Genomic DNA, 13,576 nt, shown 5'->3' with positions numbered 1-13,576 from the left:
ATGAGCAAACCTCTGGACAATCAGATTGCGCTGGTAACGGGCGCCTCGCGTGGCATCGGCCGCGCCATCGCGCTCGAACTCGCGCGCCAGGGTGCCAACGTGATCGGCACCGCCACCAGCGAGGCCGGTGCGGCGGCAATCGGCGAATACTTCGCCGCCGCCGGCGTGCGTGGCAGCGGCGTGGTGCTGAACGTGAACGATGCCGCGCGCTGCGAAGCCGTGATCGAGGATATCGTGAAGACGCACGGCGGCCTCGGTGTGCTGGTCAATAATGCCGGCATTACGCAGGACCAGCTTGCCATGCGCATGAAGGACGATGACTGGAGCAATGTCATCGATACCAACCTGACCGCGGTGTTCCGCCTGTCGCGCGCCGTGCTGCGCCCGATGATGAAGGCCCGCGGCGGCCGCATCATCAATATCACCTCGGTGGTGGGATCTACAGGCAACCCTGGCCAGATGAATTACGCGGCGGCCAAGGCCGGTGTGGAGGGCATGACCCGCGCGCTCGCGCGCGAGATCGGCAGCCGCAACGTGACCGTCAATTGTGTGGCCCCCGGCTTTATCGATACCGACATGACCAAGGTCCTGTCGGACGAGCAGCATGCCGCGCTGAAGGCGCAGATCCCGCTCGGCCGTCTTGGCCAGCCGGAAGATATCGCCCAGGCAGTGGCATTCCTGGCTGGTCCGCAGGCCGCCTACATCACGGGCACCACGCTGCACGTGAACGGCGGCATGTACATGAACTGATTGAAATACCTGGCTTCGGTTTCGAGGGAGAAGCCTTCAGAAGCCGGGCGAAGCAGCTGTTTTTCAAACCAAACGGGCGCGATTCTTGCAAAGGGTCGCAAGCGGATTTTTTGCGGTCCAAACCTGCTAAAATGCGCCCACTTTTTGTCGAACTTCCCTGGAGGGTTACATGGACAATATCGAACAACGCGTCAAGAAAATCGTGGCTGAACAGCTTGGCGTGGCCGAGGCAGATATCAAGAACGAATCGTCGTTCGTGAATGATCTCGGTGCGGACTCGCTGGACACGGTTGAACTCGTGATGGCGTTGGAAGATGAATTCGGCATGGAAATTCCCGATGAGGAAGCCGAGAAGATCACCACCGTGCAGCAAGCGATCGACTACGCCACCGCGCACGTCAAGGCCTGAGCCTGTCTCTGCTGCCGTCTCGGTATTCATTCGAGCCACAGAAGGCACGTGGGCCGGCCGCTCCGGTCTGCCATGGTGTTTTCTGTGGCTTTCGTCTGTTCGAAGAAGCAGAATCGGACTGATCTCCGCGGAGATCCAGCAGTACTCCCTTTCCGCTTCACGTACTCGTAGGAAAAGATAGTGAGCCGTCGTCGCGTCGTTGTCACTGGGCTTGGCCTTGTGTCTCCGGTCGGAAACACGGTTGCCGAAGGCTGGGCCAACCTGGTTGCCGGCAAGTCCGGCATCGCCACCATTACCAAATTCGATCCCTCCGCGCTCGCCTGCCATTTTGCCGGTGAAGTGAAGGGCTTCAATGCGGAGGATTACATCCCCGCCAAGGAAGCCCGGAACATGGATACCTTCATCCATTTCGGCATTGCGGCTGGTACCCAGGCGCTGCGCGACAGCGGCCTGGAAGTGACGGAAGCCAACGCCGAGCGCATCGGCGTGCTGGTGGGTTCCGGTATCGGCGGCCTGCCGATGATCGAGGAAACGCAGATGGTGCTGGCCAACCGTGGTCCGCGCCGGATTTCGCCGTTCTTCGTGCCCGGGTCGATCATCAACATGATCTCCGGCCACCTCTCGATCATCCACGGCGTCAAGGGTCCCAATATCGCGGCCGTGACCGCCTGCACCACCGGCCTGCACAGCATTGGCCTGGCCGCCCGGCTGATCCAGTATGGCGATGCCGATGCCATGCTGGCCGGCGGCGCCGAGTCGACGGTCTCGCCGCTGGGTATCGGCGGCTTTGCCGCGGCGCGCGCGCTGTCGACGCGCAACGAAGATCCGGCGGGTGCTTCGCGTCCGTGGGACCGCGATCGCGACGGCTTCGTGCTGGGCGAGGGTGCCGGGGTGCTGATGCTGGAGGAGTACGAGCATGCCAAGGCCCGCGGCGCGCGCATCTATGCCGAGCTGTTGGGATTCGGCATGAGTGGCGACGCGTTCCACATGACCGCGCCGAACATGGACGGCCCGCGCCGCTGCATGGTCAACGCGCTCAAGGACGCACGCATCAACGCGGACGAGGTGCAGTACCTCAATGCGCATGGCACGTCCACGCCGCTCGGCGACAAGAACGAATCCGATGCCGTCAAGGCGGCCTTCGGCGACCACGCCTACAAGATGGCCGTCAACTCGACCAAGTCGATGACCGGCCACCTGCTCGGTGGCGCCGGTGGTCTGGAGTCGGTATTCACGGTCCTGGCGCTGCATCATCAGGTCTCGCCGCCGACGATCAACCTTCAGAACCCGGATCCGGAGTGCGATCTCGACTACGTCGCCAATACGGCGCGTGAGATGAAGATCGATGTCGCCGTGAAGAACAACTTCGGTTTCGGCGGTACCAACGGTACGCTTGTCTTCCGCCGCGCCTGATCCGGCGTTTTCCACCGCATCCAGGCGCATCCGTGAGGCCATGCGCCATGCCGGGGCCCATCCCATGCGATGGGCCCTGCTTGTGATGTTTGTCTGCGAAGGCCTGTCACTCGGCTGGCTGCTGACGCGCTGCGTGGAGGCCGCCACCACCCATGCGGAAGGCTGGCAATGGCCGCATGCGATGGCACTGGCCGGCGTACTGCTGGCCGCGGCCTGGGTGATGCGGTCGTGGCCCGCGCGCTGGCGTGCGGCCCGGTGCCGCATCGTCGCGATTACCGGGGGCGTGCAACATGGGGCGCCGGTCGTGCGCGTGGCATGTCGTTCCACGGCATCTGGGGCCAGGCCGTGTCGGCCCGAACCGGCCGCCGCGCGTTCGAGGGAAAGTAGCGCGGTCGCCGTTGTCGCGCACGGTGCCGCCGGCGCGCCACTCTGTTGCGTGGCGCTGCGAGCGGGTGCCCGGGCCGAGGTGCTGGTATTGCCCTGGCAGGCTGCCCCGGCCGTCTTGCCGGCACTACGCCGGGCCCTGCACGGTTGCGCCGCAGCGGGGCCGGGGTGCAACCATGTGCGGTGCACGCGGAACGTTGTTGAGAAGCCGCGGTCACAGAATGCGCTTCAGGACACTCGGCTGCAGCGGAATCGTAGGTAAAATACAACGTTTGTCGTGACGACGAAACCAAGAGATACACTGCAGGTGAACTATTCGTGAGCGAACGCGAAGCCGATCAGCTTCTTGTTGAACGCGTCCAGCAGGGCGATAAACGGGCATTTGAGCTGCTGGTGGCCAAGTACCACCGCAAGATCATTCGCCTGATTTCGCGCCTCGTGCGAGACCCCGCCGAAGTGGAGGATGTGGCGCAGGATGCCTTCATCAAGGCGTACCGCGCCTTGCCCCAGTTCCGGGGCGAATCCGCCTTCTACACGTGGCTGTACCGGATCGCCGTCAACACGGCCAAGAACTACCTCGCAACCCAGGGCCGCCGCCCGGAGGCGTCCAGCGATATTGACGCCGAAGAGGCTGAAACTTTTGCGGACGGTGAACAACTAAGGGATATCAATACGCCGGAGTCGATGCTTCACACGCGCCAGGTGGCCGAGACGGTCAACCGCGCGATGGAGGCGCTTCCGGAGGAATTGCGTACCGCCATCACGCTGCGCGAGATCGAAGGCCTCAGCTATGAGGAGATCGCGGAGGCGATGGGGTGCCCCATCGGCACGGTGCGCTCGCGGATCTTCCGTGCGCGCGAGGCCATCGCCGAGAAATTGCGTCCGCTGCTGGGAACGGCAGAGGGCAAGCGGTGGTAGCAGCAGTAGGGTAGTCGCGGTAGGGTAGTCGCAGTCATGAATGTCGTGCAGCCAGCGTTGCAGCCTATTCCTGCATCGATAAACGACAAGCGGTAGAACGGGATTTATCGGTGTTCAATGGAATTTCTTGGGGTGGGAAATGGGTCAGGCTCATAAGCAGTCGGTTCATGTAGTGGAAGCATCGGAACAAATCTCCGTGTTGATGGACGGCGAGCTGGCGCCGAATGACGTCGATGCGGTGCTCGATCTCGCGAAAGGCGAGGCCGGCATGGCGGATTGGGGCGTGTATCAGCTGATCGGCGATACGCTGCGATCCGAGGAACTCACGCATGCGGGCTCCACCGAAGCGTTTCTGGCGCGCTTCTCCGCGACGCTCGCAGCCGAGCCTCATGTGCTGGTCCCCGCGGTAGCCGCGGCCAGCCGGCAGCGTCTGCTGGTGCGACCGTCGTGGGTGCGCCGTGTGATGCCCGGCACGGCGATCGCCGCCGCGGTGGCAGCGGTCAGCTGGGTGGTGGTGCCGCAGATGCGCGGCCCGACCGAGATCGGCACGCCCGACGCCGTGGTGGCACGTGCCGACCAGCCCGCACCTGCCAAGGGCGGCGCGCTGGTGACGGTTTCTGCCGACAGCTCGCAGATGATTCGCGATCCCCGCCTCGATGAGTACCTGCGCGCGCACCGCGCGTCGGTAGCGACCGATGCTTTCGTGCCGACCATGCGCACGGTGGCCAACGGCGCCAATTTCACCCAGGACAATTCGCAGGAATAATGCCGGACATGCATAAAGGACGAACGCCCGCCAACGCAGCGGGCGGACACGGAATGAAGGGCCTGCGCAGGTCCTTTTTTCTGGCCTTGTGCCTGACCGCTGCCGCAGCGACCGCGCAGCCGTCGGAAAGCACGCTGAACCGTCGCGACGCCACCGCATGGCTCAACAAGATCCACCGCGCGGCGCAACGCGAGAACTACGTCGGTACGTTGATCTATCAGCGTGGCAGCGTGATGCACGCGTCGCGCATCCAGCACTACAGCGATCTCGTGCAGAACGAGTACGAACGCCTGGAGACGCTTGACGGCAAGCCACGCGAGGTACTGCGCCAGAATGACGTGGTGCATAGCCTGATTCCCGAGGCCAAGCTCGTGGTGGTGGAGAAGCAGGAAGCGAAGGATCGTTTCCCGGCGCTGCTCGCCACCAACAAGACCGATGTGCTCGATCTCTACGACATGCGCAAGCTGGCGCCGGAACGTGTAGCGGGTGTCGAGTGCGAAGTCTTCGCGCTCGAGCCGCATGACACGGCGCGGTACGCGGTGCGGTTATGGGCCGACAAGAACTCGGGCCTGCTGATGCGCGCGCAGACGCTTGGCGAAAGCGGCAAGGTGCTCGAGCAGGTGGCGTTTTCGCAGGTCGATATCGGCGTGCCGTCCGACAAGCAGCGCATTCTCACCGCCATCAAGAATTCCAGTTCCTGGAACCATTACGAGGTTACCTACCAGCCGGCCAACCTGGCCGAAGAAGGGTGGACCATCACACCGCCCATCAAGGGCTTCCAGCGAATCCGCGAGGTGCGTCGTCCGCTCGGGGAGCTGCGCGCGCCCCCGCAGGGCGGCAACAAGAGCGGCCAGGTATTCGAGGTATTGCAGGTCGTCTATAGCGATGGCCTGACCGGACTGTCGATCTTCATCGAGCCGGTGTCCGAGCAACGCACGCGCCGCGAGGGCGTGGCGTCGCTGGGCGCGACCCAGGTCGTGGTGCGCCGCGTGGCCGATTACTGGATTACGGTTGTCGGCGAGGTGCCGGCGGCCACCGTCAAGCAGTTTGCCACCGCGGTCGAATTCAAGCCGCCCAAGACGGTACACTGAGCAAGCTGGTGCGCGGGCGGTACGTCACACGTATCGCCTGGTGCCGCCGGTAGCACGAGTTTTCGCCATACATTCGATGCGCGTCTCTTTCTCGCTGAAATCCCGGGAGTTGTCGATGATTACGAAATCCCCAGCCCTGGTGCGAACCATGGTCATGGTCGCCATGCTTGCGCTGGGCCCGACGGTATCCACGCTGGGCCATGCGCAGGCTGCGGCGTCGAATTACAACCTGCCCGACTTCACCGACCTGGTCGAAAAGGCCAGTCCGGCCGTGGTCAATATCCGCACCACCGAGCGCGTGCGGCAGCGTGGCAACGGCACGCCGGAAGACGACGAGATGGCCGAATTCTTCCGCCGTTTCTTTGGGGTGCCGATGCCCGGTGTGCCCACGCCGCCGGGCGCGCCGCGACGCGGCCAGCCGCAGCCGCCGCAAGGCGAGGAGCAGAGCCGTGGAGTCGGCTCCGGCTTTATCATCAGCGCGGATGGCTACGTGATGACCAACGCGCACGTCGTGGCGGATGCGGAAACCATCTACGTGACGCTGCCTGACAAGCGTGAATTCAAGGCCAAGCTGATCGGCTCGGACAAGCGTACCGACGTGGCGCTGCTGAAGATCGAGGCCAATGGACTGCCGCGCCTGCCGCTGGGCGACTCCGACCGGATCCGTCCCGGCGAATGGGTACTGGCCATCGGCTCGCCGTTCGGGCTGGACAACAGCGTGGCCGCGGGCATTGTGTCCGCCAAGGGTCGCGACACCGGTGACTATCTGCCGTTTATCCAGACCGACGTGGCCGTGAATCCCGGCAATTCGGGCGGCCCGCTGATCAACCTGCGCGGCGAGGTCATCGGTATCAATTCCCAGATCTACAGCCGCAGCGGCGGCTACATGGGCATCTCGTTCGCGATTCCGATCGACGAGGCGATGCGCGTGACCGAACAGCTGAAGACTTCGGGCAAGGTCACGCGCGGCCGTATCGCGGTGGCCATCGGCGACGTGACCAAGGAGGTTGCCGATTCGCTCGGCCTGGGTCGTGCGCGCGGTGCGCTGGTCGGCAGCGTGGAGCCGGGCGGTCCGGCCGAGAAGGCGGGCATCGAGGCTGGCGACATCATCCTCAAGTTCAATGGCCGCGATATCGAGAAGGCTTCCGACCTGCCGCGCATGGTGGGCGACACCAAGCCGGGTACGCGTGTGCCGCTGACGTTCTGGCGCAAAGGTCAGACGCGCGATGTCTCGATTACCGTGGCGGAGCTCGAGCCCGACAATCCCAAGCTGGCACGCTCGCGTGGCAGCGACCGGCGCGGCGGCGAGGAGGGTGCCACCCAGGCGCCCAAGCCCAATGCGCTGGGGCTGGTGGTCAACGATATCCCGGAGGCCAGACTCAAGGAGCTCAAGGTCAAGTCGGGTGTGGAGGTCGATACCGCCGATGGTCCGGCGCTGCGGGCTGGCATTCGCCCGGGCGACATCATCCTGCGCCTCGGCGATACCGATGTGACTGGTGCGCGCCAGTTCAACGAGCTCGTCAAGTCCCTCGACCGCAGCCGCATCGCGGCAATCTTCGTGCGTCGCGGCGATGCCACCCAGGTCTTGACGCTGCGGCCGAATGGTCAGGCGCGGTAAGCGCCCGGGGCCAGGCGCGCCGAGCACTTCGGTGCGGGCCAGCTGAGCGCCTGATGCCTGCCTGCGTCGCACCCGTGCCAAGCGTCGGGTGCGACGTTTTTGCCTGGCCTGTCAAGGTGTTGTGGCCGGCACCCGGCAGCGGGGTGCGGCGTGACCATTGATGTCCCGGAAGCCATTGAAAATCCGGTAAAATCGCGGTTTGGCGCGAGCTTCGCGCCCATGATCCGCGCACCTATCTCGGCCCGTCCTGCTTCGTCCCGGCGGCCCGTCACGGGACCGTATCCGTCGTACAGAACTTCGCGTCTTTGCGCTTTGACATGGCGTCGTATCGTAGCGTCATGGAAGCGTCGCAATTAAGCGCCGCGTAACCAGCATGATCGGCTCACCCCGGTCACCCCAGCGTTTCCTGAACTTTTAGATGGACCATATCCGCAATTTCTCGATCATTGCCCACATCGACCACGGGAAATCGACCCTGGCCGACCGGATCATTCAGCTTTGTGGGGGGCTTTCCGATCGCGAGATGGAGGCGCAGGTGCTGGACTCGATGGACATCGAGAAGGAGCGCGGCATCACCATCAAGGCGCAGACCGCCGCGCTGACCTACAAGGCGCGCAACGGCGAGGTCTACAACCTCAACCTGATCGACACCCCGGGGCACGTCGACTTCAGCTACGAAGTGAGCCGCTCGCTGTCGGCGTGCGAGGGCGCGCTGCTCGTGGTGGATGCGTCGCAGGGTGTCGAGGCGCAGACCGTGGCCAACTGCTACACCGCCATCGAACTCGGCGTGGAAGTGGTGCCCGTGCTCAACAAGATCGACCTGCCGCAGGCCGATCCGGCCAATGCGATCCAGGAGATCGAGGACGTCATCGGCATCGACGCGCAGGACGCCACGCCGTGCTCGGCCAAGACCGGCCAGGGCGTGGAGGACGTGATCGAGGCCCTGATCGCCAAGGTGCCGCCGCCCAAGGGCGACGCCGACGCGCCGCTGCAGGCGCTGATCATCGATTCGTGGTTCGACAATTACGTGGGCGTGGTCATGCTCGTGCGCGTGGTCAACGGTACCCTGCGCACCAAGGACAAGATCCTGCTGATGGCCACGGGCGCCCAGCACCTGGTGGAGCAGGTCGGCGTGTTTTCGCCCAAGTCGGTCCAGCGCGACGCGCTGTCGGCCGGGCAGGTGGGCTTTGTCATCGCCGGCATCAAGGAACTGAAGGCGGCGAAGGTGGGCGACACCATCACCGCAATGGCACGCAAGGCCGCGGAACCGCTGCCCGGCTTCAAGGAAGTCAAGCCGCAGGTGTTTGCCGGTCTCTATCCGGTGGAAGCCAACCAGTACGAAGCCCTGCGCGAGTCGCTCGAGAAGCTGCGTCTCAACGACGCCTCGCTGCAGTTCGAGCCGGAAGTCTCGCAGGCTCTCGGCTTCGGCTTCCGCTGCGGCTTCCTCGGTCTGCTGCACATGGAGATCGTGCAGGAGCGGCTCGAGCGCGAATTCGACATGGACCTGATCACGACCGCGCCGACCGTGGTCTATCAGGTGCAGCTGCGCGACGGCACCATGGTGACCGTCGAGAACCCGGCCAAGATGCCGGACCCGAGCAAGATCGAAGCGATTCTCGAGCCGATCGTCACGGTCAACCTGTATATGCCGCAGGACTACGTCGGCTCCGTGATCACGCTGTGCACGCAGAAGCGCGGCACGCAGATCAACATGAGCTATCACGGCAAGCAGGTGCAGCTCACGTACGAGATCCCGATGGCCGAGATCGTGCTCGACTTCTTCGATCGCCTGAAGTCGGTCTCGCGCGGCTATGCGTCGATGGATTACGAGTTCAAGGAATATCGCCCTTCCGACGTGGTCAAGGTGGATATCCTGATCAACAGCGACAAGGTCGATGCGCTGTCCGTGATCGTGCACCGCTCGAACTCGCAGTACCGCGGGCGCGAGGTGGCGGCGAAGATGCGCGAGATCATTCCGCGCCAGATGTACGACGTGGCGATCCAGGCCGCGATTGGCTCCAACATCATCGCGCGCGAGAACGTGAAGGCATTGCGCAAGAACGTGCTGGCCAAGTGCTACGGCGGCGATATCAGCCGCAAGAAGAAACTGCTCGAGAAGCAGAAGGCCGGCAAGAAACGCATGAAGCAGGTGGGTACCGTCGAGATTCCGCAGGAGGCATTCCTGGCCATCCTGCAGGTCGACGACAAATAATCGACGGCGCCGCGCGGAACGGCAGGTCCGCGCGCGTGCCGACAACAAGATACTGAGATCAAAACGCCGTCATGAATTTCGCACTGATCCTTTTTGTGCTGGTGGTCATTACGGGCATTGCCTGGGTCGCGGACAAGCTGGTATTCGAACGCCAGCGCCGTAGCGTGGCGCGCCTGGCGCTGGCCGAGTTCGATGCCAATCGAAGCCACATGGCCCCCGCGCTGGCTGGCGCCGAGCTCGAGAACTCGCGCCGCCGCCTGGCCGAGGAAAAGATGCGCCAGCCCTGGTGGCTGGAATATTCGGCGAGCTTCTTTCCGGTCATCCTGGCGGTATTCGTGCTGCGCTCGTTCGTGGTGGAGCCGTTCAAGATTCCGTCCGGCTCGATGATCCCGACACTGCTGATCGGCGACTTCATCCTCGTCAACAAATACGAATACGGCATTCGCCTGCCGGTGATCAACAAGAAGATCGCCAACGTGGGCGAGCCGCAGCGCGGCGACGTGATGGTGTTCCGCTACCCGAAGGACGAGTCGCTCGACTACATCAAGCGGGTGATCGGCGTGCCCGGCGATGTGGTCCGCTACGAGAACAAGCGGCTGACCATCAACGGCAAGCCGGCGCAGTACGCCCCGTTGCCGGAGTATCTCGACGAGGAGCGGCTGGCCTATTCGAAGCATTTCACCGAGACGCTGCCGGACGGCCCGTCGCATGGCATTCTCAACGATGCCGACCGGCCGGCCTATGTGGCCGGCGCCGATCCGGATTTTCCGTTCCACGAGAACTGCACTTACAATCAGCAAGGGCTGACGTGCAAGGTTCCGGAAGGTCATTATTTCGTGATGGGTGACAACCGGGACAACAGCCTCGATTCGCGGTACTGGGGATTCGTCCCGGATCAGAATATCGTGGGCAAGGCGTTCATGATCTGGATGAATCTGGGCAATTTTGGACGCGTCGGGACTTTCAAGTAGCAAGCTTCGACGCGGCGCAACGACACTCACATAAAACGAGGGAAGCGCAACATGGGTCAATGGGTCGGTGTACAAGGGAAACAACGGCGACGTGGTGTGATTTATAAATCACGTGGCTTTTCCATCTGGTCGCTGCTGGTCATCATCGTGGTGCTGCTCTGCGCGGTGCTGCCCGCGGTGAAGTCGATCCCGAGCGTCCTGGAGTATTTCTCGGTTCGGCGCGCGGTAAGCTTTGCCCGCGATCACGCGACGAACCGGCAGGAGGTAGCGACTTATTTCGACAAGCAGGCCCAGATCGAACAGATCTCGTCCATCAAGGGCGAAGACCTGAACGTGACGGAAGACGATACAGGTCGTGTTCGCGCAATTGATTTTTCCTACCGGACCGTGATTCCCGTCTACGGCTCCGTGAGTCTATTGATTACTTATTCGGGAACGCAGCTCTGACATGAACCTCGACGCCTTGCAGCAACGACTCGGCTACCGATTCAGCAAGCCCGAATTGCTGCAACAAGCGCTGACGCACCGCAGCCACAGCGCCCAGCACAACGAACGTCTGGAATTCCTCGGCGATTCGGTGCTCAACTGCGCCGTGGCGGACATGCTCTACGGCATGTTCGGCAAGCTCGACGAAGGCGATCTGTCGCGCGTGCGGGCCAACCTCGTCAAGCAGCAGGCGTTGTACGAGATTGCCCAGATGCTGCAGTTGTCCGATACGCTGCGCCTGGGCGAGGGCGAATTGAAGAGCGGCGGTTTTCGCCGCCCCTCGATCCTGGCCGATGCGCTCGAAGCCATTGTCGGCGCGGTATTTCTCGATTCGGGTTTCGATGCCGCGCGGGCGCTGATCCGCAAGCTCTATATCCCGATCCTGGAGCAGGTGGATCCGCGCACCCTCGGCAAGGATGCCAAGACCCTGCTCCAGGAGTATCTCCAGGGCCACAAGATTGCCCTGCCGCAGTACAACGTCATTGCCACCCACGGCGCGGCGCATAGCCAGCAGTTTGAAGTCGAGTGCACCGTGCCTAAACTGGAAGTGCGTGTGTTCGGCACGGGCGCCTCGCGGCGCGCGGCCGAGCAGGCGGCGGCCAAGCTGGCCCTCGACGAGGTGCAGAAGCTGGTGCCGCAGTTGCTCAAGCGCAGTCGCGCGGAACGTACCGGCAAGACGCGCAAGCAGCCGGTTCCGCCGGATCCCCAGTTGTCTCTCAGGTTGAAGGAATGACCGAATTGAACCCGCCGTCGCCAAATGCGGCGGAACCCTCCGATGCCCCGGCCTTCCGCTGCGGCACGGTGGCCATCGTTGGCCGTCCGAACGTCGGCAAATCCACGCTGATGAACGCGCTGGTCGGCCAGAAGATCAGCATCACGTCCCGCAAGGCCCAGACCACGCGCCACCGTATCGTCGGTATCCAGACCACCGACGATACGCAGTTCGTGTTCGTCGATACGCCGGGGTTCCAGACCCGCCATGCGAGCGCGCTGAATCGCTCGCTCAACCGTGCCGTGACCTCCACGCTGTCGTCGGTGGACCTCGTGCTGTTCGTGGTGGAAGCCGGTCATTACGGCCCCGACGACGAGAAGGTGCTGAGCCTGCTGCCGAAGAACACGCCGGTGCTGCTGGTTACCAACAAGCTGGACCGGCTCGGCGAGCAGCGTGCCGAGGTCATGATGCCGTTCCTCGAGAAGATGGGGCAGCAGTTCCCGTTCCGCGAGGTGGTGCCGATGTCGGCCAAGACGCGCGATCACATCACGCGGCTGATGGCCATCATCCGGCCCTATCTGCCGGAAGGCGAGCCGATGTACGACGCCGATGCGATGACCGATCGCAGCGAGCGTTTCCTGGCCTCGGAGATCATTCGCGAGAAGGTGTTCCGCTGGACCGGGGACGAGCTGCCGTACACGAGCACCGTGGTCATCGACAAATTCGAAACCGAAGGGCGCCTGCGCCGCGTGTTTGCCACCATCCTGGTCGAGCGCGACGCGCACAAGGCCATGATCATCGGCAACAAGGGCACCAAGCTCAAGCAGATCTCCACCGAGGCGCGCCTCGACATGGAGAAGCTGTTCGACGGCAAGGTCTACCTGGAGATGTGGATCAAGGTGAAGAGCGGCTGGGCCGACAACGAAGCCGGACTGCGTGCCTACGGATACGAGTGACGAGCATGGCTGACGCGCGCCGCGGCGGCCCTGCGCGGCGCGCGGATCCCATCGCCGAGGATGCGGCCGAGCTGCTGGCCACGCAGGCCGTGCCAGGCTTGAGCGCATCGGCGGCCATGGGCCGCGAGATGATGGACCGCGCCATGCGCATCGTGCCGGCGCGCTCCGAACTGCGTGTCGCCAACGAGGCGGGCTTTGTGCTGCACGCCTATCCGTATCGCGAAACCAGCCTTATCCTCGATGTGTTCACGCGCGATCACGGCCGCATGGCGATGGTGGCAAAGGGTGCCAAGCGGCCGCATTCCGCGTTGCGGGCGGTGCTCCAGCATTTCCATCCCATCGCGCTGTCATGGAGCGGGCGCGGCGAGGTCAAGACGCTGACCAAGGCCGAGTATGTGGGCGGCATGCTGCCGCTGGCCGGTGATGCGCTGCTGTCCGGCTTCTACCTCAACGAGCTGCTGCTCCGCTTCTGTCCGCGCGAGGATGCCCATCCGGCACTGTTCAAGCACTACATGATCACGCTCACGCGGCTGGCGCATGGCGAGCCGGCCAGCCTGGTGCTGCGCGGCTTCGAGCGCGTGCTGCTGCAGGAGACCGGTTTTGCCGTGGGCTTCGACCGCTGCGTGCCCAGCGGCGAACGCGTGCAGCCGGGGCTCGACTACGTGTACCAGCCCGAGCGGGGCGTGCGGCGCGCGCAGGCCAGCGATCCGTCGAGCTGGCCGGTGGTGAGCGGGCAGACGCTGCTCGATATGGCACAGGACGATTACAGCCGCGCGCAGACCGTTGCGCAAAGTCGCGGCCTGATGCGGTTCCTGCTGCATTATTATTTGCAGGGCGCGCCGCTCAAGACGCGGCAGATCCTGATCGACCTGCAGTACCTCTGACTCTCA

General features: G+C 63.7%; 13 protein-coding genes. All 13 read left to right on the top strand.

Going from position 1 to position 13,576, the window contains the following annotated elements:
* Positions 1-750: a 3-oxoacyl-ACP reductase FabG gene (gene fabG / locus DFLDMN_RS07020; RefSeq protein ID WP_423197747.1), complete on the top strand. Its 750-nt coding sequence runs from the start codon at positions 1-3 to the stop codon at positions 748-750.
* A gap of 169 nt (positions 751-919) precedes the next feature.
* Positions 920-1,159: an acyl carrier protein gene (gene acpP, locus DFLDMN_RS07015; protein ID WP_008644813.1), complete on the top strand. Its 240-nt coding sequence runs from the start codon at positions 920-922 to the stop codon at positions 1,157-1,159.
* 180 nt (positions 1,160-1,339) lie between these two features.
* On the top strand, positions 1,340-2,572 hold the full coding sequence (gene fabF, locus DFLDMN_RS07010) for a beta-ketoacyl-ACP synthase II (protein ID WP_423197746.1): 1,233 nt from the start codon (positions 1,340-1,342) through the stop codon (positions 2,570-2,572).
* Positions 2,573-3,274: 702 nt separating this feature from the next.
* Complete coding sequence (rpoE, locus tag DFLDMN_RS07005) at positions 3,275-3,874, top strand: RNA polymerase sigma factor RpoE (RefSeq protein ID WP_039006621.1); 600 nt, start codon at positions 3,275-3,277, stop codon at positions 3,872-3,874.
* A 139-nt stretch (positions 3,875-4,013) separates the two neighbouring features.
* Positions 4,014-4,640: a sigma-E factor negative regulatory protein gene (locus DFLDMN_RS07000; protein ID WP_423197745.1), complete on the top strand. Its 627-nt coding sequence runs from the start codon at positions 4,014-4,016 to the stop codon at positions 4,638-4,640.
* Positions 4,641-4,648: 8 nt separating this feature from the next.
* On the top strand, positions 4,649-5,731 hold the full coding sequence (locus tag DFLDMN_RS06995) for a MucB/RseB C-terminal domain-containing protein (protein WP_423197744.1): 1,083 nt from the start codon (positions 4,649-4,651) through the stop codon (positions 5,729-5,731).
* A 115-nt stretch (positions 5,732-5,846) separates the two neighbouring features.
* Positions 5,847-7,349, top strand: a complete 1,503-nt coding sequence (locus tag DFLDMN_RS06990; RefSeq protein WP_423197743.1) for a DegQ family serine endoprotease — start codon at positions 5,847-5,849, stop codon at positions 7,347-7,349.
* A 418-nt stretch (positions 7,350-7,767) separates the two neighbouring features.
* Positions 7,768-9,561 (top strand): translation elongation factor 4, encoded by a 1,794-nt coding sequence (lepA, locus tag DFLDMN_RS06985; RefSeq protein ID WP_423197742.1) that lies wholly within the window; start codon positions 7,768-7,770, stop codon positions 9,559-9,561.
* 71 nt (positions 9,562-9,632) lie between these two features.
* A complete protein-coding gene (lepB, locus tag DFLDMN_RS06980) occupies positions 9,633-10,532 on the top strand; it encodes a signal peptidase I (protein WP_423197741.1) in 900 nt (299 codons plus the stop codon).
* Between the two features lie 51 nt (positions 10,533-10,583).
* Positions 10,584-10,979, top strand: a complete 396-nt coding sequence (locus tag DFLDMN_RS06975; RefSeq protein ID WP_423197740.1) for a DUF4845 domain-containing protein — start codon at positions 10,584-10,586, stop codon at positions 10,977-10,979.
* A 1-nt stretch (position 10,980) separates the two neighbouring features.
* Positions 10,981-11,751, top strand: coding sequence for a ribonuclease III (gene rnc, locus DFLDMN_RS06970; protein WP_423197739.1), 771 nt, complete (start codon positions 10,981-10,983; stop codon positions 11,749-11,751).
* Positions 11,748-12,686 (top strand): GTPase Era, encoded by a 939-nt coding sequence (gene era / locus DFLDMN_RS06965; protein ID WP_423197738.1) that lies wholly within the window; start codon positions 11,748-11,750, stop codon positions 12,684-12,686. The genes rnc and era overlap by 4 nt, the downstream gene beginning before the upstream one ends.
* A gap of 5 nt (positions 12,687-12,691) precedes the next feature.
* Positions 12,692-13,570 carry a DNA repair protein RecO gene (gene recO, locus DFLDMN_RS06960; RefSeq protein ID WP_423197737.1) on the top strand — a complete coding sequence of 293 codons (879 nt, stop codon included), beginning with the start codon at positions 12,692-12,694 and terminating at the stop codon, positions 13,568-13,570.
* The last annotated feature ends 6 nt before the right edge of the window (positions 13,571-13,576 follow it).

The sequence above is a fragment of the Cupriavidus sp. H19C3 genome (genome assembly GCF_049393815.1).
GTDB lineage: Bacteria > Pseudomonadota > Gammaproteobacteria > Burkholderiales > Burkholderiaceae > Cupriavidus.
This window is presented reverse-complemented; position numbering and strand designations above follow the sequence as displayed.

What these genes read in the sequence shown, in the direction of transcription:
- DFLDMN_RS06995 (WP_423197744.1), top strand. Translation starts at nt 4,649, where the DNA reads ATGCATAAAGGACGAACGCCCGCCAACGCAGCGGGCGGACACGGAATG.
- rnc (WP_423197739.1), top strand. Translation starts at nt 10,981, where the DNA reads ATGAACCTCGACGCCTTGCAGCAACGACTCGGCTACCGATTCAGCAAG.
- fabG (WP_423197747.1), top strand. Translation starts at nt 1, where the DNA reads ATGAGCAAACCTCTGGACAATCAGATTGCGCTGGTAACGGGCGCCTCG.
- recO (WP_423197737.1), top strand. Translation starts at nt 12,692, where the DNA reads ATGGCTGACGCGCGCCGCGGCGGCCCTGCGCGGCGCGCGGATCCCATC.
- lepA (WP_423197742.1), top strand. Translation starts at nt 7,768, where the DNA reads ATGGACCATATCCGCAATTTCTCGATCATTGCCCACATCGACCACGGG.
- DFLDMN_RS06975 (WP_423197740.1), top strand. Translation starts at nt 10,584, where the DNA reads ATGGGTCAATGGGTCGGTGTACAAGGGAAACAACGGCGACGTGGTGTG.
- era (WP_423197738.1), top strand. Translation starts at nt 11,748, where the DNA reads ATGACCGAATTGAACCCGCCGTCGCCAAATGCGGCGGAACCCTCCGAT.
- lepB (WP_423197741.1), top strand. Translation starts at nt 9,633, where the DNA reads ATGAATTTCGCACTGATCCTTTTTGTGCTGGTGGTCATTACGGGCATT.
- DFLDMN_RS07000 (WP_423197745.1), top strand. Translation starts at nt 4,014, where the DNA reads ATGGGTCAGGCTCATAAGCAGTCGGTTCATGTAGTGGAAGCATCGGAA.
- acpP (WP_008644813.1), top strand. Translation starts at nt 920, where the DNA reads ATGGACAATATCGAACAACGCGTCAAGAAAATCGTGGCTGAACAGCTT.
- DFLDMN_RS06990 (WP_423197743.1), top strand. Translation starts at nt 5,847, where the DNA reads ATGATTACGAAATCCCCAGCCCTGGTGCGAACCATGGTCATGGTCGCC.